Here is a 17,719-nt window from a genome sequence, read left to right as displayed (position 1 = left end):
CGAAACCCGTGAAGGCACCGGTCGTGGCGGCCGTCTCACATGCCGATGACCAGGCAACTGGCGCGATCCGTCCGTGCCGGAACGGCCGCTGAGGCGGGGCCGTCCTCCTCGTGCTTCCCTGCCTCGTCCGGTTCGAGTGGCCGGTCGGCGGCGGAGACGGCGTGCCGGGTCTCGTCCGCGGCGATGAGAGCGCTTGCGGTCAGCGGTGGGCCGTCGTAGTCGGACGCGGCCGCCATCAGGCGGGCCGCCGACTCCGTCTCGGTCTCGGGCGGGATGACCAGCAGGTCCCAGCGGCCGGTGCCGTAGGAGAGCAGCAGCAGCTTGTGCGGGTCGATCTCCGGGGTGAACCATCCGGCCTTGACGACATGACCGCCCACGGGGATCTCGTGCGGGATGACCGGCCAGTACGTCGGGTTGACGGCGATGCGGGTGATGCGGCCCCACAGAGGGTCCAGCACATCGGTCAGCGCGGGCAGCTCGCTCAGCAGGTCCCGGGAGCGGGGCCACCAGGCACCGTCCAGGAGGCCGCGCGACGGGCCGTCGGTCTTCAGCGCGAGACGCGCGGCCGGGGCTGCGACGGGCTCGTGGTGTGGCAGGGCTTGGTGCAAGGTCGCCGACATGATGCGGACCCGTCTCCGGGCCGCCTTGGCGGCGACCCGGGTTTCGTCTCTCGCCGAGAACGACCCGGCGTGGAAGCCGGTGTGCGAAATGCCCTCGGTGCTGTCCACGGTACTCCGCACACGCCGGGGCGGTTGTGGAGACGCCGCCGCATTCGGTGAAGCGGCTGTCGATACCGGCGGCAGTGGGCCGAGGGCGCCGGGGCCCTTCGTATGCCGGCTCCCGGACCGGTCTCACGCCCGACGGCCCGCATGCCCCGGCCCAGCACTCCCCTGGCTCTGTGACGTGTGTTGTTCCGTTCAGCCCGTCACTCCCCGCCAGTCCGCCGGGCCTCGGCGAGGAGTATCCTGGTGATTACCGAGAGCATCTCGTACACCGGCTTCCACGCCGGGTCGTTCTCGGCGATTCATGGCAACCGGGCCGGCCGTGACCGGCCCGGGGTTGGGTCCGCGTCATGACCGCGACCATTCCGTTCACACCCGCAGTCGGAGACCGGGCCCCTTCTTCGTCACCGCTCCGACTCACGCTGGCGCGGGCCGGCGCCCCTCCGGCCCTGATCGACGGTGCCTGGTGGCCCCGTTCGCGCAACCTGACGGAGGAGCTCCCGGCGCTCGTCGAATGTCTCGACCCGCTGTGGGGGCGGATCACCCGGATAGCGGTGAGCCGCACGTTGTGGCCGGTCATCCCGGGTGAAGTGCCCGCGCACGGCCACATGGTGCGCGTCGGCTGGTCCAACGCCGGGCAGGACCCGCACAAGCTGTTGCTGCTGTCCTACACCTTCGGCCGCTGGGACCTGCTGGTGATCCCACCGGAGACAGCCCCGGCCACCGCGGCCCGGCTCATGGCCGCGGCCACCGACCCGTCACGGAGCCTCACGGCGACCGGCCTGATCCATGAGGCCGAACGTTTCCGGGCCGCGGCAGAGGCAGCGGCCGACTCGGACTCACTCGGGGAGGCGGTCTGGGACTCCGAAGGCGGACACGACGCCCCCCACCCCGCCTCACGCACTCCTGACGGACCGGTCACCGGTCACGGGCCCCCCACCACGGCAGCAGGAGCATGGGAGATATGGGCACCTTCGTGACGGTGAGCGTGCTGCTCGCGATGATCGTCTTCGGTGTGATCGTGATTCAGCTGTTCACCGCGAGCCACGATGATCGCATGGAGACCCTGACCTTCCGGCCGTACCCGGCGGTGGCGGTTCTCGCCATGGCACCGCACGGGGAAGTGAACCCGCTCCAAGGAGCATCGCGGAGCCGCCCCCGCCGGTAGGACTTTCGCAAAGAGCGGCGGGAGAGGAACGTAGTGTGCCGTCGGCCATGTCCATGGTGGTGCGCTGCCGGCTCACTCCAGGAGGGCGAGGTCGTCGGTGGCGCTCCCGCGCCATTCGATCAGCAGGAGCGTCGCATCGTCCGTCGTGATCCCGCCCCGCGCCCGTTGCAGCGTGTGGGAGAGGGAGCGCGCCACCGTCCGGATCTGCTGCGCCGTGGGCTCAAGGCGGTTCACCCACCCGATGAGCTGCTCCTCACCGAATTCCTCACCGCCGACATCGCGCTCCTCTATCAGTCCGTCGGTGAAGCACAGGATCCGGTCGCCGGGGATGAGAGCCACTTCACTGATCCGGGGCTCGTGACCGCCGAAACCGACGGGCAGCGTCGTCGGGCCCTGCAGCCGTCGTACGACACGGTGTCCACGGATCAACAGAGGAGCGGGATGTCCGGCGTTGACCCACTGAAGCCTGCCCGTGGCCGTGTTGAGCCGCATCATCTGAGCGGTCACGAAGTGGTCGGGGCCGAACTGCTCGGCGACGGCCCGGTCCATGAACGTATAGATCTCCGACAGGCCGACGCTGATGCGCCGGGCATGCCGGTAGGCTCCGATGACCACCGTGGCCATCGTGGCGGCGTCCAGTCCGTGGCCCATCGCGTCGACCATGGCCACATGCAGGACATCGCCGTTGAGGGCGTAGTCGAAGCTGTCGCCGGCCACGTCGTAGGCGGGTTCCAGCATCCCGGCCAGCTCGACCCGGGGCGTGGACATCGCCAGCGGTGGCAGCAGCGACCACTGGATCTCCGCCGCCACACTCATCGGTTCCCTGCGGCGCAGCCGGAAGAACAGATCGGTGTAACCGTGCTTGGTCACCAGCATGTCGGCCACGAGCGAGGCGAGCCTGCGCAACAGCCGTCGCTCGTCGTCGTGGAGACGGTCCAGGGTGACGGCCAGGACGCCCACCTGGTCGCCACCGTCCAGCAGGGGCATATAGACCCGCACACCGTCGGCCTGCGAAACCTCGACGGGACGCGCTTCCCGGAAGGCGCGTCCGGCGTCGGAGCCGTCGATCGGCTGCGGTTCCCCGGCCGCCAGCCCGTCGCCCGGCAGGGGGACGAGCCACACCTGGCCGTAGTCCTGCAGGAAGAGCGAGGTCTCGCGGCCGTCGAGCATGCCGATCTGCCGTGCGACGAGCGGACCGAGCTCGTGCGGCGGCAACTCGTGCCCCTGGTCCAGCAGGACTCCCAGAAACTCCTCCCCGAAGCGCTCCGACCGGGTGGAGCCTTCCGCGGGTCCTTGCCGCTCACCGCCCGTCATCGCCGTGGTCCCGGGGGACGTTCGGGCGGATCCTCACGAAGGTGCTGTGCATACGAACTCCCGACGGAGACTCACCGGCCGACGCGGTGGGGAACTTCCGCCCGGACCGTGGGGGCCGATCCACCGACTCCCCAACGAGTCGGCCGTGTGCTCGTGCGGCGAGGACCGGCACTACGGCCACCGGGCACCCCGCGTCCGAGCCGCGGCGGCTGGCCGGCACCGGCGGCGGCCTCAGGCGGATCGACCTCTCCGCCGTCGTCGTCCGCCGCCGCGAACATCTTGGTGGGGTCCGCGCCGTCTGCCGGCCTGCCCGCAGCATGGATCACTACCCTGCAGGGCAACCGACCCCGCCTACCAGTAGTGGCGTCGACCGGCGACGGCGTGTCCCATCGCGCCGAGGATCCACAGGATGGCTCCGACGACCAGCAGGATGATCCCGATGGTCCACAGGATGGACAGGCCGGTGAGGAAGCCGACGACGAGCAGTATGACGCCCAGGATGATCATGATCTCTCCTTCGGGGAGTGGTGTCGGCGCGCCCGCGAACCGCGGTGGGCCGCAAGGGCGTCGGCGGGAACGGCCGATCTCCTCCTTACTCCACGCGGTGTGGTCCGTGGCGGCTGACCTGTAGGCGGACCTCGGCGGGCATGTCGATGAGGCCGGTGGACCGACGCGCGGTGCCGATCGGGCCTTCGCACAGGGCACCGAGAGTGGCGCCGGGCGTGCCCTCGGGGGTGAGGGTGAGCTTGATGCGGGTGTGATGGCGGCCCGGTCGGCCGGTGATGAGTACGCCCGCATGGCCTACCCCTGGCAGGGCACCGGCTTCGTTCGCGATCGCTTCGCTGAGTGCGCGGTCGCGCAGTTCGACGCCCTCCTGCGGGGGTGTGCCGCCGACGGGTAGTGAGCCGGGGCGGTGTCGGCTCCGCTGGGCGAGCAGCCACCACAGGGCGAGCAGGGCGGTGAGGACGAGGGCGGCGATGACCGCGGGCCACCACCACCAGCCCTGGCTGCTCCAGCGTGCCCGGTCGGCGGAGCCGAGCAGGACGTCGGCCGGGGTGGTCAGGGGCCAGCCGGCGGGTGGGGCCAGATCGTGCCGCCGGTAGAGGTCGAGCCCGGCGAAGAGGATGAGCAGTCCGCCGCCGAGGAGGACCAGTCCGGCGAGGGCCAGCAGAGTGCGGTTGAGGGCGGATCGCGGCGTCATGGCGGGCTCCGGTGCTGCGGGTCTTGTGTCAGCGGGTGCGTCGCCGCGCCCGTACGGCGATGCGGGGAGGACGGGCGAGGGCGAGCCGGTCGCGCTCCTCGTCGAGGACGGCGGTGAGGTCGTCCTTCACCTGTCGGGGGTCTCGGAAGCGGACGTCCGCGCGGGCTTTGATGCGGTGGCGGCCCACCAGGACGTGTGCCGCGCCGACTCCGGGGACCCGCATGGCGGCGTCGCGCAGCAGGACGGCGGCGCTGTTGCGGTCCACGAAGGCCCGCAATCGCGGGCAGCCGGCGGGTGAGCGCAGGGGCAGCCAGCGTCGCTGACCGGGGGTGAGGGCCAGGACGATCAGCCAGACGCCGACGGCGGCGGCCACGGCGGCCCCCGTCAGCATCCACACGTCGTCCACCGGGCGGGTCGCCAGTTCGTAGGCCAGGTGCCGTCGCCAGGCCGCGGCCGGACGTCCCGCCCGTACGGCGACGACGTCGACGAGCGTCGCGACCGCGACCACGAGGATTACCGCGGCGACGAGCGCCGCCGTGACGCTGCGCGCCGACCACTTGCGACGGGTTCGGTGCCCTCCTCTGCGCTCACCGGCTGTGAGGTCCGAGGGGGACACGTCGCGTTCGGGAGGATCGGGCTCCTTCGTCAGCGGCACTGCGGCACGGTGCCCGGACGACGCGGAGCCGCGGCCCGGGGGATGTGGACCGGATGTCATCACGATCGCCCTTCCTGCACGGCGTGCCCGGTGACCCGGGCCGCCCGGCCGCTCACCGGACCCGCCCCCGGCTCGGGTCGGTGGCGGTCACCAGCCGCCGGACGGTGAGGAGGACCTCTCCCACTCGCAGCCCGGTCAGCTGGGCGACCCGTTCGGCGACGTCCCGCTGGATCCGCTCGCAGACACGGGGGATGTCGGTGGGGTAGGGCAGGTCCATGGTCAGATGCAGGCGCACCGATCCGGTACGGACGGCGGCGGAGGCGTGGGGTGCCGCGGGTCCGCCCCGATCGGGCGGTACCGCGGCGCGCCGCGACTGCGCCGCGCGCGCGGCCTGCGCGGCGATGCGGGCGACCACCCTGTCCGGGATGACGGTTGCGCCCCGCTCGGCCGGGAGCGGCAGCCCGGCGGCCGGCGCCGGCGGGCCCGACCCCTCACCGGGGGAACCGGGCCGGGTCTTCACCGCTGCCTCCGTGTCCGGAGGTCCAGGTCGCCCTGTACGACGAGGCCGACGATCAGCCCCGCCGCGCCCAGGACCAGCACCAGCAGAAACGCCCAGAAGCCGCCGAAGTAGCCAGCGAAGCCGAGGGCCATACCGGCCGCGAGTCCCGTCGTTGCTGTGTTCATCTCGCACTCACCCGTCTCGCGAGCGTCCCTCCCGCCGTGATCATCCGCTCGTGCCCGAGGACACGGCGGTGCTCCCGGCAGCGGTCACCTCACGCGGCCCTCGTCCGGTCCGGTCTGTTCCTCCTCGTCGTCGGGCAGGTGGACGTCGTCGACGGCGATGTTCACCTCGACGACCTCCAGGCCCGTCATCCGCTCCACGGCGCTGATGACATTGGTGCGTACGCCGCCCGCGACGTCGACGATGGAGACGCCGTACTCGACGACGACGTCCAGGTCCACCGCGGCCTGCCGTTCCCCGACCTCGACCTTGACGCCGCGGGTGACCGCTCCGCCTCCGCCTGCGCCGGGGACGCGTTCGCGCATGGTGCCGAAGGCGCGGGCCATCCCCGCGCCCAGGCTGTGGATGCCCGGTACCTCGCGGGCGGCCATGCCCGCGATCTTGGCCACCACACCGTCCGCGATGGTGGTCCTGCCCCGTGTCTCGGCCGGAGCCCCGGCCCCGGTGCGGCCCTTGAGCGCGCTCACGCCCGCTTCGGGCCGGCTGCCCCCGCCGACGCTGGTGATGTTGTCCGTCATGGCGGTCGCCTCGATCGGTCGGCCGGACACCGGAATGGTGCCCGTCTAACGTTGGACATACCGGGCGGCACAATCCTCACGCGTCTGGCATGTGATGTGCGTCACAACTCGTATCAGGGGTACACGATCGTTCCGAGCCTGCGTGGGAGCGTCATGATCGAACGCACTGCTTCCCCACGACTGGGGTGCGACCTGCCCGACCGCCTGCTGGCGGTACGGGCGGCCGAGGGGGACGAGGACTCCTTCGCCGTTCTCGTCCAGCGGCACAGCCGGTCCCTCCTGACCCTGGCCCGTTGCATGCTGGGCAACCCCCAGGACGCAGAAGAGGCCGTTCAGGACGCCTTCGTCAGCGCCTGGCGCCACCTGCCGGAATACCGCCACAGGGCGGAGTTCCACACCTGGATGTACCGGATCACCGTCAACCGCTGCCAGACCATGTGCCACCGACGGCCGCCGCCTCTTTCCCTGGACACCGTCGCCGAACCCGCGGCGGGCGACGCGTGGAGCCAGCCCGCCCGGACCGCCGAGGAGGACGCGGCCATGGCCGCCCTGTTCCGCGCGCTCGCCGAGCTGGACGCCGGACAGCGGGTCTGCTGGATCCTGAGGGAGGTGCAGGGCCTGCCCTACAAGGAGATAGCGCACGTGACGCGTACCGACGAGCAGACGGCACGCGGCAGACTGTTCAGGGCACGCCGATCCCTGCAGGAGGCGATGGGCTCATGGCGCTAGACGACCCGCACACGCGGCCTCCCGAACCGCCCGGAGCCGGCGGGCCCCGCAACGGCTGGGCCGCCGCCGACGTGCCCCCGATCGCAGGCGATGAGGTACTGCCCTGCGGCCGCCTGCTCAGCCGGGTCTGGGAACAGGCGCGGGACGCACCACCGGCCGCGGACCCGCACCCGGTGTCCTGTCCATACTGCCGAGAGGCGGTCGAGGGACTGGCCACGGTGAACGCGGCCGCCCGGACGCTGCGCGACGAGGACCCTCCGGGCCTGCACGCACTCGCCGACCGGGTCATGGACGTCGTCAGGGCAGAGGTCCGGTTCGGGCGGCTGCTGCCCCTGGCCGACCCCGACCGGGACCTGCGGATCGCCGAGAGCGCCGCGGCCAAGGTGCTGAGGCGGGCCGCGGACACGGTCCCCGGTGCCAGGGCCGCGACCTGCCGGCTCGTACACGAGGGCAACGGCACCGACGTGCGGGTGACCATGACCCTGGCCGCCGCCCTCGACCGCCCGCTGCCCGACCGGGTCCACCAGGTACGCCGATCGGTCCTCCACTCGGCCGGACAGGACCTGGGGCTCACGGTGACAGCCGTCGACATCACCGTGGCCGACGTACTGGAACCGGGACCGACCCTCGGTCCCCGCCTCCCGACGGGCGGTGGCGCATGATGACCGCCACCGGCACCACCGCGCTCCCCGGCGTCGCGGCCGAGGCAGCCCTCGCGGTTCCTGGCGTGGCCGCCCTGCAGCCCCGCCTCGCCCGGCGCCTCGCGGCAGCCGCCGCGCCCACCCGGGCGGACACCACGCCACCTGAGGCCGGCGTACGCGCCGACCGGGCGCCGGACGGTTCGGGATGGCACATCGAGGTGCGCTGCGTCCTGACGGAGGGTCGGCGGGCGCTGGACATCGCCCGAAACGTCCACGACCGGGTGACAGCCGCCCTCGTCACCCACCTCGCCACCCACGGTGCCGCGGAGCCGGTCACCGTCGCGGTCACGGTGACCGGTATCGCCGCCTGGCGCGACGCGGCATGAGCGGCGGCGCGGGCACAGGCCCCACGAACCGTCGTTCGGCAAGCGGCAGGTCGCCGACCGTGGGAGCGCGCTGCTCCCCGTCCGGAAGTCCTACATGGGTGGTCGCGGCTCAAGCCTCGGTGCCGCCGACGATCCGGCTCCCGTACGGGGTGACCGGCTGTGAGTTACTCCTCCGGACGTGTCGAAGCCCGCCCACCATGGAGCTCCAGACTCTGGCGTGTCGCATAAGACATCGGCCTGTCGAGCCGCTTTTGTACAGAGCAGCCGTGGCGGCCCCGTCCGCGGGCGAACGCCGGAGCGTGACTGTTCACGGATTGACGCTCACTGCGGTGATTACCAAGCTGGTGGGGGGTTGCGGAAGGGACTGCGGTCGTGAGCGGTGGACAAAGTGGGCTCACTCGATTGCTGACAGCAGCGGAGACAGCGGCGCCGGCGGACGCCGTCGACGTGATCGCGGAGGACCTGCGGCGGCGTTTCGAGGCCACTAAGGTCTCTTTCCTCATCGTGGACCTGACGGGGAAGGCGGTGGCTCGGCTGTCCACCGCTCCCACTCAGGGTGGGCGGCAGGCCGAGCGGGTTCCCCTGTTCGGCAGTGTCTACGAGGAGGTGATCCGTACCCAGCGCCTGTATCAGGACGCGACCGGCGAGGGGCAGCGGGTGATCGTGCCCGTCACCAACCGCGGGGATGCGATCGGGCTGCTGGAACTGCTCCTGCCGACCGGCCCTGGCGAGGACGTGCTCGACGCAGTCGGGGAAGCCGCCCACATCCTGGCCTACATCGTGATCGCCAACGGCCGCTTCACCGATCTCTACACCTGGGGCAAACGCTCCAAGCCGGCCACCCTGGCAGCTGAAATCCAGTACCAGCTGCTGCCCCTGTCGCTGTCGTGCGAGGCCGCACAGTTCACCCTGTGCGGGAACCTGGAGCCCTCCGAGGACCTCAGCGGCGACACCTTCGACTACACCGTGGACCGCGACACCTTGCACGTGTCGGTGACCGATCCCATGGGCCACGACATGGATTCCGCCCTGGCCGCCACGGTCCTGGTGGGCGCCCTGCGCGGTGCCCGCCGGGCGGGCACCGGCCTGGGCGAACAGGCCCACCGGGCAGACCAGGCACTGATCGAACACGGCCACGGTCATGCCACCGGGCAGCTCCTGCGCATCAATCTCCATACCGGGCGGGCCCGGTTCGTCAACGCCGGTCATCCCTGGCCGCTGCGCATGCGCGACGGGGCTGTGGAGACGATTGCCTGCGAGGTGGACCATCCCTTCGGGCTGTCTGAGCTGACTCCCCACCCGTACCGTGTGCAGGACCTCGACCTGCGGCCCGGTGACCGTCTGCTCATGTTCACCGACGGCATGCTCGAACGTCACGGAGAGAAGGTCGATCTGCCCGCCCTGCTGGGGTGCACCCGGAATCTGCACCCGAGGGAGACCGCGCTGGCGCTGACGTCCGCGGTCCGGGACGCCGCCGACGGCCGGCTCGAAGACGATGCCACCGCCGTCTGCCTGGACTGGCACGGCCCCCAGGAGACCCAGCGGCACGTCAGCAGCGGCGCAGACACCCGGCAAGCCTCAGCCGCACGCACGAAGGACCAGTCGTGACCTGGGTGAACGGTGCCAACGCGAATGAGACATCACGAGGTGTCTGGAGAACCGTCCCACTTCTCCTCGGCGGCCCACCCATCGGGCGGCGCCGGGTCGGTGACGGGGGCCGCGAGCATCGGGTCCGGCAGCGCCCACATGCGCCATGCCTTCCACGCGGGCGCCCCTTCGTGCGGTGCTGCTGTTCCCCGTTACTCGAGTAGACCGAGTTCCCAAGCACTCGCCGGTGCCTTTGCCGAGTTGCTAGGCAGCCTCTTTGGCAGCCCGCGCCATGACTTGCGGACAACCGTGCACCAGAATGAGGGCTCGAAGCCGTTCGTGCGATGGCCGATGGAGGGCGACCGTAAGGCGGCCCAGACGGCTGTCTGTCATTGCCGGTCGCGAGTGGGCGGGGAGTCAACTCATTCTCAGCCTGCTCCGGCCAGGTTGGGCATTGGTTCGGGCGAAGCCATCCGGCTGTGGTCGGTAGATGCCGATACGCCGGGATCGATGCGACGGTTGCGCGATGCCGTCCCGGACGGGGGTCTGACTCTTGAGATCTTTGACCGAAGTGTCCAGTCACAGGCTTGTCGACCGTCGTTGCGGGCTGGCTTCTGCTGTCACCGAGCCACAGGGCGTGTCCCAATAGGGGCCTTGCCGAGTTCCAGGCGCCATCACGGTTCAGACCGCCCGAGCGGGCCGGTGCCATCCACTCAGCGTGTCACCCTGCGGGAGGCGAACCACCATGACGACCAGACAGCGCAGCACCTCCTCCAGTACGGATCCTCCCGTGCGGAGAGAAGTCGTGCTCGGCGTGGACACGCACGGTGAGGTTCACGTCGCCGCCGTGGTGTCCCCGCTGGGCAAGATCCTGGGCACCGAGTCCTTTCCGGCGACGGTGGCCGGCTACCGGCGGCTGCTCGTGTGGGCCCGCAGGCGGGGGACGGTGCGCCGGGCCGGTGTGGAGGGCACCGGTACCTTCGGCGCGGGCCTGTCCCGCTACCTGCTGACCCAGCAGATCCAGGTGTTCGAAGTGAACCGGCCCGACCGCACAGCCCGCCGTCTGCTCGGCAAGTCGGACCCGCTCGATGCGCAGGCCGCAGCGCGAGCCGTGCTCAGCGGTCGCACCCGGGCCCAGGCCAAGTCCGGCGACGGACCCGTGCAAGGCGCCCGGATCTACAAACTCGCCAAGGACTCCGCGGTCAAGGCCCGCACACAGGCGATCAACCAGCTCAAGGCCGTCCTAGTGATCGCCGACCCCGCCCTGCGGGAACGGTTGTCGAGCTTGGGCAATGCCGAGCTGTTCCGCACCTGCGCGCGCCTCGGCTCTCCCGAGGGTGGGGGAGACGAGGACGCGGTGGTCCAGGCCACCCACATGACATTACGCATGCTCGCCGAACGCATCGAACAGCTCACCGGGCAGATCAACGAGCTGAACCAACGCCTGACCCGGCTCGTCGAACGCCACGCGCCGCAACTGCTCGTACCGATGGGCATCGGCCCGGACAGCGCCGTCACTCTCCTGATCACCATGGGGGACAATCCCGAGCGGCTGAACACCGAGGCGTCCTTTGCTGCCCTTTGCGGAGTCAGCCCCATCGAGTACTCCTCCGGGCGGCGCATCACGCGACGGCTCAACCACGGCGGCGACCGGCAGGCCAACGCCGCCCTGCACCGCATCGTGTTCACCCGCCTGCGCCACGACCCCCGAACCCAGGCGTACTACGAACGCCGCACCCAGGAAGGCAAGACCCGGCGCGAGATCATCCGATGCCTCAAGCGGTATGTCGCCCGCGAGGTCTTCAACCTGGTCAGACCGGTTTCCCGCGCCCCCGCGTTATAGGGGCGTCTGAGAGCAAGCCCCGTCGGGAAGCATCCCGACGGGGCTTCTGCACGGGCGAGCTACGACGAAGTGTTGCGGCTGGCTCGGGCACCGTTGCACTCGGGCTCCCCGCTCTCGAGCACCCGGAGCAAGGATGCGGTGACGACACGTGTCGTACGGCCGATGTGTAGCACGCGGCAGGGGAATTCTCCGCGGCGCACGAGGTCGTAGCCCTTCGCTCGCGAGAATCCCAATGCCCTGGAGGCATCCTCCACGCTCCCCGTTCCCTCCCAGGTAGCACGTATGTGGGTAGGGCTGTAGCGGGGGCCTGGCAGCTCGATGTTTTCTCGATGCATTTCGAAGTCTTTCGTCCTTGCTCAGGCGGCTTCGCTTACGCATTGCCGGTAGATCTTGAACTGTGGAGAGCAGCGGCTGCGCGTAGCCGGCGGTTGGGTCCCCGTACTGCGGAGTCAGCTGGCGAAAATGACACAGCGGCAAGGGTCGGTAGCGGTTACACCCATACGAGCTGAGATCAATGACGCTACGGGCCGTCGATGGATGTCGATATTCGCCTCCACCAGAATGTGCCACTACCCCGGAACGGCGATAGGGCGGTTGCGTGCTGCAGAGAGCTGAAGGGGTCCCAGGATCTTGGGCGTGAGTTGTGTGGCTACCCGAGAGGCTGGGAGGGGCTATCCAGTCGATCTGGTGGTCGTCTTCGTGATGCCTTTCCACGTGCGAGCAGTTGTTGGCGGTGGGCCATTAATGATCCCGAGGATTGCCGGTTTGGCTAACCGGCAATCCCGCGCTATGTTGCGCCGCTTCGCAGTGAAACTGCTGCACGCCACGGGGCCACAGGACCGCCCGTGCCGAACGCCCTTCCGGGCTCCTTCTCAGTCAGTAGGATCACCGGCAGAGCGGGGCGGGAGGCAACGGGGGACCGGCGACCGTCGGTCGAGTGCTTGAAGGCCCGTAGGTCGGCCGCAGTGCGCAGACGCATTCATGATCAGGTCCTCGTCGAGGTGCGGGGTTTCCACGCCGCGAGATCGTTTGGAGGAAGGCGATTGACTGAGTCCGATCAGCCGACGGCCCGATGGAAGAGCGAACCGATGACGACGCGGCTTATCGCTGCTGTACTCGTCACGGATCCTGCCAGCGGCAGACTCCTCATCCTGCGGCGGAGCAGCCACTTGGATTTCGCACCTGGCGAGTGGGACGTCCCCAGCGGAAAGGGCGAACCCCAGGAACCGATCACCGCGACCGCGGTACGGGAGCTGAAGGAGGAGACGGCCGTCGTGGCTGCCGAGGCGGACCTGCGCCTCGTCCACGTAGTCCATGGGGCCTGGGGAACGGAGGCCTCAGGGATGTTCATGGCCCTGGTCTTCCACACTGACCGGTGGAGCGGTACTCCTCATAATGCGGAACCGCACAAGCACGACACCATCGCCTGGGTGCCTCCGGATGACCTTCCGCAACCCTTCACGCACACCACCCTGGTCGCCGTTAAGCGGTACCTGGACGGGGGCCCGATCCTTTCGTTCGACGGCTGGCCGGAGACCTGCGGCCCATTCGTGGCCAGCACGTTGTCGTCACCAACCCGGGGTTGACCGAGTTCTTCTCCGACGACACCGGCCCGTCGCCAGACCTGCTGTGCTTCTACCCCCACGGCGACACCGTCGTCCTGGGCGGCACCGCCATCGACGGCGAAGGCGACGTCGCGCCCAACGACAGGCAGCGGGCGGCATCCTCGCCTGCTGCACCGAGGTCGAACCCCGCCTCGCTCAGGCACGCGTCCTGGAACACCGGATCGGGGTCCGGCCGACCCGGGTCATGGTCCGGGTAGACGCGGAGCGAGGGGAAGGCGGGGCCGTAGTCGTCCACAACTACGGACATGGAGGTGCCGGCGTCACGTTGTCGTGGGGGTGCGCCGAGGAAGTCCGGGAGTTGCTTTCCGCTAAGTGACTTGAAATGCCTTGGAGGTCACTCATCGCGCGCATGCCCGTGCTGGGAAGGACAGCAAGATGTAGCAGGTGCCGCGACAGGGGCCGCAATCGAGAAACCCAGAAGCCCCAGAGTGACCCCCCGCGGCCCCGATGTTTCCGAACCGTGGAAGGCTCAGGGTTCTCTCCGTTGCCGCCCGGCGTGAAGTTGGAGCGCAGCTTTCCTCCGCGATCCGTGGCTCGACTACTCACCACTCACCTCCATTCCGCAGCCCGCAGTCGACAAGGAGTAGCCCATGCGCGTCATCGGACCCGAAGACCTCGCCGCCGCCGCGCGCGCGATCGAGGACGGAGAACTCGTCGTCGTCCCGACCCAGCGCTGGTACATGGTCTGCGCCGACGCCGGCAACGCGCAGGCGTGCGACAGCATCATCACCGGCAAGCGCCGTCCGAGTGGCAAGCCGCTCGCCTACGTTGCCCCTTCTGCCTCCTCGTGCGAGGACGTCTTCACTTTCAGTCCGGAGGCAACGCGCCTCGCGACGGCCTTCTGGCCCGGCGATCTCGCACTGCTGCTGCCGTGGAAGAACCCGGATGCCGCAGCCCGGCACGCGGCAGTCGGATCACCGGCCCTGGTCACGGTCGCTCCCGGCATCCTCGGGGACCTCGCCGCGGCGGTGAAAGTCCCCCTCGCGGCGACCACAGCGAACATCTCCGGAGACGCAGGCCCGAACGACCCCGGCCCCGCCATCACCGTTGAGCAGGTCCATGCCTTCCTGGCCGCCTCTGGCCTGGAGGCCGGCGTCATCGTCGACGGCGGAGTATGCCCGGCGGCCAACCACATGACCATCGTCGACTGCTTCACGCCGGAGGCCAGGCTCGTGCGCACGGGCCTCGTTCACCAACGCGCCATCTCGGTGGCGCTTGGCACCGAGATTCGGATCGCCTGACTGCCAGGTCCCCTCCTGGCAGCTTGGCGGCCAGGAGGGGACCTCTGGAGTGAACACGGTGACTCCGACCAGAAGTTGTCGACCGAGAGGAGCTGACCTGCGGTGATGTCACGATCCCTGTAGATGGCCAGCGGTGACTCGTTTTTCAGGGCTTTTCACCAGCCTGCCGTGTTATGCACTCGATGTTTGTCGACGGTGACCGCCCATCGAGATCCACAGGGCGCGAGAGGTTCCAGGGCCCGGGTACCGGAGCGACTCTGTGTCCGGGCATGTCCGCGAATGCTCTTCCCTGGTTCCGTCGCGTCGCCGTACGCCGACGGTAGGGCGGTGACGCCTGGGGGGGCTGGCCTATCGACGCCGTGGGCTGAGTCGGTGGCGCAGCCTGGCCAGCGGTCCTGGCGCGACTTCGCTCGCGGCTGTGGCGAGCCGACGGCGGTCGCGTGCACGGTTTTCGCTGATTTCCGTGGCCGAGAAGCGTCGGCTCCAGCGGATCTGGTTCTTGTGGATCCAGTAGTGCGACTGGCATGGGAGTGCCCAATTGCCGACTGAGGGGGCGAGGGACACGCTGTCGCCGTCGTAGGTGAGCGACCACTGCGCTGGCGACAGCGGTGTGACGACCTCCTGCCCGCAGCCGCAGCAGCACAGGTGGCCGCAGGTGCGGTACGGGATCGAGATGTACAGCACTCCCTGGTCCATCGCTGCCGGGAAGGCTTCGACGAATACTGGCCGAAGGGTGTCAGAGGCGGTCACGGCAGGTCCTCGTTGGCGATCTCGTTGGTGACCAGCGAGTAAGTGGAATGGCCCTCATCGGTTACATCTGCGTAGATGCCCATGGCGCGCTTCCACCGGGTGACGGCCAGGACCCCGTTGAGCGCGTTGAGGTCGGCGGTCTGGATGTTGCGTCCGTAGGCATCGCGTTCGGGTGCTGGTGACGGTACCCGGTGACGGGCCTCCTGCCGACGCCCAGGCAGGCTTGTCGTCACCCGCAGCAGTCCGCTGAGCCGACCGTCGATCTCCTCGATTCCCATGCCGACATCGATGAAGGGCACGTCGCGGGCTTCCAGCCAGTCCATGATGGCCGGTTTGCTAGCTGCGTCGTCGGAGGCGATGAACACGAACGTCGCACCGTCGAGGAGTACGAGGTTGTCCTCGTCCAGGTATTCCTCGCAGGCGGTGATGCCGCGGTGCATGTGGGAGTAGAGCGCTGCGAAGTACGCGGCCTTGTTCGGGCGGCTGCGCAGGGTGTCGATGGACGGTGCCCCCGGTGCCCGAAATGCGTTGTGGTTGTCAAAGGTGTCGCCGTCGACGAGCATGATCGCGTCGACCTCTGTCTTGGCGACCTGGTCGAGTATGTAACTTCCGCTGCCTCCGAGACCGACGATCACGATGCGGTGGCCACGGTATCGGCGGTTGACGGCCGCGAGGCCGGCCCGTGAGGTGGCGGTGTCCCGGTAGACGAAGGGAGAGTCTTCGTCGATCTCTTGCCACGCCGCGCCGGGGGTGGGCGTGACGGACGGGTCGATCGCTTGTGCCTGGTCGGCGATGATCCGCGCGTAGGCCGTGACTTTCGTGTACTCGTCGGGGTAACCGGCTGGTCCCGGCTTGCTGGAGAGCATGAAGTCGGCCCGCAGTCCGTCGGTGATCGCACGGGTTTCCGGGTTGGCCATGGGGAGTCTTTGGCCGTGCTCGTTGCACGGTGGCGATCCGGCGAACCAGATGCGGTGGTCCGTGCCAGAGACGAGGCGGTCACCGCTCAGGGTCACGGGGTAGGCGAGAAATCCGTAGTCGACGGCTCGTGCCTCGGTCACGTAGGGAATGTGCCGGACGATCAGGTGTCCCGCCTGCAAGACCACGTCATATCCGTCGTCGAGTAGGCGCGACAGGTCCGGGTCACGAGCGAGAAGTGCGGTAGACATCGAAGACCATTCCCTTCTTCACCTTCGTGCTGTGGCCGGCCGTCAGGCTGCCCGAGCCGTGTCCCTCGTGGCCGCGGCTGAAGCGGACCGTGTAGGTGTCCTGCTCGTTCGGCGGCTGGCCGGGGTAGGCGAGCTCGACGACCTGCTCGAAGGTGATGTCCTTCGCCTCCCACGTGTGCGGGCGGGTGTTGACGATGATCGTGAGGCCAGGTCCGTGGCTGTCCGTCGACATCGGAGTCCTCCAGGCGTGCGTGTCCGTACCGACCAACATCATGCTGATGTCGGTCAGTGCTCGAAGTTTCGAGCAGATACACTGTAGCAGAAGTGATCGACAAGTCGAGCAGTGCGAGAAGCCAGGGATATCAATGAGCGAGAGCCCGAGCGTGAATGTGCAGGCCCTGCACGCGGCTCTGGATGCTGCGCGCACGGAGAAGGAGCTGTCCTGGCGGCAGCTGGCCAAGGAACTTGGAGTGAGCGCGTCCACCGTCTCCCGCATGGCCAACGGACTGAAGCCCGATGTCACCGCGTTCGCAGCCATGACGACATGGCTGCGCATGCCGGCGGAGACCTTCTACGTGACCCCGGGTGGGGAGCCCGCTCATGAGGAGCCGGAGCTCGTGGCGTCACTGGTGCCGCTGCTGCGGGCGCGCAGCGACCTCAGTGAGGGGGATGTCGCCTACCTCGAGGAGGTCATCGGCGCTGCCGCCCGGCGGTTCCGCGCCGAACGTGAGTCCCGGAGCAGCTGAGTGCGCTGGACGCAGACGCTGATGCGCGAGGTCGCGCAGGAGGAGCGGGCTGGGCTCGGTCTGGGGCCGGAGGATCCGCTCGATCCGTACGCGCTCGCCGAGGAGCACGGCATCAGCGTGTACGCCCTTGGCAGTCTGCGTGAGTTCGGCATGGGCGCCGAGGTCCTCGGTCACTTCACGGTGCGAAGATCATCGGCCTGGTCGGCCGCGCTGGTGCCCCTCGGGACTGCGCGGGTGATCGTCGAGAACGAGTCCCATTCACTTGCTCGCCGCCGCTCCAACATCGCTCACGAACTTGGCCACCACCTGCTGGAGCACTCCTTCAGCAATGTGATCCTCGGCGAGGACCATAAACGCCAATTCAGCGCGGAGCAGGAGAAGCAGGCGACTTTCATGGCCGGCGAACTGCTGGTGCCGCTCTCGGCAGCCACGCGAATGGCCTACGGCGGCTGGGACAACACGCGCGTCGCGGCCGCTTACGGCGTGAGCGAGCAGTTCGCGCAGATGCAGATGAGGGGGCAGCGCGTTCGGGCCAAGCGAGCTGCCCGGAAATACGGGTTCCCGCCTCCGGTCTGAGATGCATGGCGATGGGTTGCGTCCCTGGAAGTGGTGTACCGGTTCCCACCTGATCCGGGTGTTTGTCCCGGCGTCGGAGTGAGGGTCCGGATATGAGAACGGCCACCGG

At 69.2% G+C, this 17,719-nt stretch carries 23 protein-coding genes and 1 pseudogene; 12 read left to right on the top strand and 12 right to left on the bottom strand.

Features of this window, described 5'->3' with window-relative positions:
• Positions 1 to 35: 35 nt before the first annotated feature.
• Complete coding sequence (locus tag ACFY2Z_RS34190) at positions 36 to 728, bottom strand: DUF5994 family protein (protein ID WP_388995452.1); 693 nt, start codon at positions 726 to 728, stop codon at positions 36 to 38.
• Positions 729 to 1,072: 344 nt separating this feature from the next.
• On the opposite strand from ACFY2Z_RS34190, the gene ACFY2Z_RS34185 reads away from it, so the two are divergent.
• Entirely contained in the window at positions 1,073 to 1,702 is a 630-nt protein-coding gene (locus tag ACFY2Z_RS34185) for a DUF5994 family protein (RefSeq protein WP_352357893.1), read from the top strand.
• Positions 1,687 to 1,890 carry a hypothetical protein gene (locus ACFY2Z_RS34180; RefSeq protein ID WP_388995455.1) on the top strand — a complete coding sequence of 68 codons (204 nt, stop codon included), beginning with the start codon at positions 1,687 to 1,689 and terminating at the stop codon, positions 1,888 to 1,890. The genes ACFY2Z_RS34185 and ACFY2Z_RS34180 overlap by 16 nt, the downstream gene beginning before the upstream one ends.
• 72 nt (positions 1,891 to 1,962) lie before the next feature.
• Here the strand turns inward: ACFY2Z_RS34180 and ACFY2Z_RS34175 are convergent, their stop codons facing one another.
• The 7 genes from ACFY2Z_RS34175 to ACFY2Z_RS34145 form a co-directional block, all read right to left on the bottom strand.
• Positions 1,963 to 3,204 (bottom strand): PP2C family protein-serine/threonine phosphatase, encoded by a 1,242-nt coding sequence (locus tag ACFY2Z_RS34175; protein WP_390747923.1) that lies wholly within the window; start codon positions 3,202 to 3,204, stop codon positions 1,963 to 1,965.
• Between the two features lie 351 nt (positions 3,205 to 3,555).
• Positions 3,556 to 3,711 carry a DUF6131 family protein gene (locus ACFY2Z_RS34170; protein WP_099054839.1) on the bottom strand — a complete coding sequence of 52 codons (156 nt, stop codon included), beginning with the start codon at positions 3,709 to 3,711 and terminating at the stop codon, positions 3,556 to 3,558.
• A gap of 85 nt (positions 3,712 to 3,796) precedes the next feature.
• A complete protein-coding gene (locus ACFY2Z_RS34165) occupies positions 3,797 to 4,405 on the bottom strand; it encodes an alkaline shock response membrane anchor protein AmaP (protein WP_390747922.1) in 609 nt (202 codons plus the stop codon).
• A 28-nt stretch (positions 4,406 to 4,433) separates the two neighbouring features.
• Complete coding sequence (locus ACFY2Z_RS34160) at positions 4,434 to 5,060, bottom strand: DUF6286 domain-containing protein (protein ID WP_390747921.1); 627 nt, start codon at positions 5,058 to 5,060, stop codon at positions 4,434 to 4,436.
• Positions 5,061 to 5,172: 112 nt separating this feature from the next.
• Positions 5,173 to 5,580: an Asp23/Gls24 family envelope stress response protein gene (locus ACFY2Z_RS34155; RefSeq protein ID WP_352357883.1), complete on the bottom strand. Its 408-nt coding sequence runs from the start codon at positions 5,578 to 5,580 to the stop codon at positions 5,173 to 5,175.
• Positions 5,577 to 5,744: a hypothetical protein gene (locus ACFY2Z_RS34150; RefSeq protein WP_030645371.1), complete on the bottom strand. Its 168-nt coding sequence runs from the start codon at positions 5,742 to 5,744 to the stop codon at positions 5,577 to 5,579. Before ACFY2Z_RS34150 ends, ACFY2Z_RS34155 begins: the two co-directional genes overlap by 4 nt.
• Positions 5,745 to 5,828: 84 nt before the next feature.
• Positions 5,829 to 6,320, bottom strand: coding sequence for an Asp23/Gls24 family envelope stress response protein (locus ACFY2Z_RS34145; protein ID WP_200418063.1), 492 nt, complete (start codon positions 6,318 to 6,320; stop codon positions 5,829 to 5,831).
• Between the two features lie 153 nt (positions 6,321 to 6,473).
• Here ACFY2Z_RS34145 and ACFY2Z_RS34140 point away from each other — a divergent pair, with 153 nt between their 5' ends.
• From ACFY2Z_RS34140 to ACFY2Z_RS34120, 5 genes are all read left to right on the top strand, one after another.
• Positions 6,474 to 7,049, top strand: coding sequence for a sigma-70 family RNA polymerase sigma factor (locus ACFY2Z_RS34140; protein WP_352249778.1), 576 nt, complete (start codon positions 6,474 to 6,476; stop codon positions 7,047 to 7,049).
• The gene (locus tag ACFY2Z_RS34135) at positions 7,040 to 7,711 is read left to right on the top strand and encodes a hypothetical protein (RefSeq protein WP_310769926.1); all 672 of its coding nucleotides are present in this window, start codon (positions 7,040 to 7,042) and stop codon (positions 7,709 to 7,711) included. Before ACFY2Z_RS34140 ends, ACFY2Z_RS34135 begins: the two co-directional genes overlap by 10 nt.
• The gene (locus ACFY2Z_RS34130; protein WP_351092570.1) at positions 7,708 to 8,076 is read left to right on the top strand and encodes a hypothetical protein; all 369 of its coding nucleotides are present in this window, start codon (positions 7,708 to 7,710) and stop codon (positions 8,074 to 8,076) included. Before ACFY2Z_RS34135 ends, ACFY2Z_RS34130 begins: the two co-directional genes overlap by 4 nt.
• 402 nt (positions 8,077 to 8,478) lie before the next feature.
• Positions 8,479 to 9,684 (top strand): PP2C family protein-serine/threonine phosphatase, encoded by a 1,206-nt coding sequence (locus ACFY2Z_RS34125; RefSeq protein ID WP_069777868.1) that lies wholly within the window; start codon positions 8,479 to 8,481, stop codon positions 9,682 to 9,684.
• Between the two features lie 724 nt (positions 9,685 to 10,408).
• On the top strand, positions 10,409 to 11,506 hold the full coding sequence (locus ACFY2Z_RS34120) for an IS110 family transposase (RefSeq protein ID WP_388995473.1): 1,098 nt from the start codon (positions 10,409 to 10,411) through the stop codon (positions 11,504 to 11,506).
• Between the two features lie 59 nt (positions 11,507 to 11,565).
• Here ACFY2Z_RS34120 and ACFY2Z_RS34115 read toward each other — a convergent pair whose 3' ends face one another.
• On the bottom strand, positions 11,566 to 11,841 hold the full coding sequence (locus ACFY2Z_RS34115; protein ID WP_390747920.1) for a helix-turn-helix domain-containing protein: 276 nt from the start codon (positions 11,839 to 11,841) through the stop codon (positions 11,566 to 11,568).
• Between the two features lie 753 nt (positions 11,842 to 12,594).
• Between ACFY2Z_RS34115 and ACFY2Z_RS34110 the strand changes: the two genes are divergently transcribed.
• The 3 genes and pseudogenes from ACFY2Z_RS34110 to ACFY2Z_RS34100 all read left to right on the top strand — a co-directional run bounded on the left by ACFY2Z_RS34110 (position 12,595) and on the right by ACFY2Z_RS34100 (position 14,372).
• Positions 12,595 to 13,092, top strand: coding sequence for an NUDIX domain-containing protein (locus ACFY2Z_RS34110; RefSeq protein ID WP_390747972.1), 498 nt, complete (start codon positions 12,595 to 12,597; stop codon positions 13,090 to 13,092).
• A pseudogene (locus tag ACFY2Z_RS34105) lies at positions 13,041 to 13,447 on the top strand (FAD-dependent oxidoreductase); the annotation flags it as partial. The gene ACFY2Z_RS34110 and the pseudogene ACFY2Z_RS34105, both read left to right, overlap by 52 nt.
• Positions 13,448 to 13,721: 274 nt before the next feature.
• Positions 13,722 to 14,372, top strand: coding sequence for an L-threonylcarbamoyladenylate synthase (locus tag ACFY2Z_RS34100; RefSeq protein ID WP_390747919.1), 651 nt, complete (start codon positions 13,722 to 13,724; stop codon positions 14,370 to 14,372).
• Between the two features lie 348 nt (positions 14,373 to 14,720).
• On the opposite strand, the gene ACFY2Z_RS34095 is transcribed toward ACFY2Z_RS34100, so the two are convergent.
• Genes ACFY2Z_RS34095 through ACFY2Z_RS34085 form a run of 3 tightly spaced genes read right to left on the bottom strand, consistent with a single transcriptional unit; the run spans position 14,721 to position 16,520 of the window.
• Positions 14,721 to 15,122 carry a DUF6527 family protein gene (locus ACFY2Z_RS34095; RefSeq protein WP_390747918.1) on the bottom strand — a complete coding sequence of 134 codons (402 nt, stop codon included), beginning with the start codon at positions 15,120 to 15,122 and terminating at the stop codon, positions 14,721 to 14,723.
• Positions 15,119 to 16,288 (bottom strand): ThiF family adenylyltransferase, encoded by a 1,170-nt coding sequence (locus ACFY2Z_RS34090; RefSeq protein WP_390747917.1) that lies wholly within the window; start codon positions 16,286 to 16,288, stop codon positions 15,119 to 15,121. The genes ACFY2Z_RS34095 and ACFY2Z_RS34090 overlap by 4 nt, the downstream gene beginning before the upstream one ends.
• The gene (locus tag ACFY2Z_RS34085; protein ID WP_390747916.1) at positions 16,263 to 16,520 is read right to left on the bottom strand and encodes a multiubiquitin domain-containing protein; all 258 of its coding nucleotides are present in this window, start codon (positions 16,518 to 16,520) and stop codon (positions 16,263 to 16,265) included. The genes ACFY2Z_RS34090 and ACFY2Z_RS34085 overlap by 26 nt, the downstream gene beginning before the upstream one ends.
• Before the next feature lie 133 nt (positions 16,521 to 16,653).
• Here ACFY2Z_RS34085 and ACFY2Z_RS34080 point away from each other — a divergent pair, with 133 nt between their 5' ends.
• Entirely contained in the window at positions 16,654 to 17,034 is a 381-nt protein-coding gene (locus tag ACFY2Z_RS34080; protein ID WP_390747915.1) for a helix-turn-helix domain-containing protein, read from the top strand.
• Entirely contained in the window at positions 17,035 to 17,610 is a 576-nt protein-coding gene (locus ACFY2Z_RS34075) for an ImmA/IrrE family metallo-endopeptidase (RefSeq protein ID WP_390747914.1), read from the top strand.
• Positions 17,611 to 17,719: the final 109 nt, after the last annotated feature.

The sequence above is a fragment of the Streptomyces sp. NPDC001222 genome (genome assembly GCF_042896945.1).
In the GTDB taxonomy this organism is placed as follows: Bacteria; Actinomycetota; Actinomycetes; order Streptomycetales; family Streptomycetaceae; genus Streptomyces; species Streptomyces gibsoniae.
This window is presented reverse-complemented; position numbering and strand designations above follow the sequence as displayed.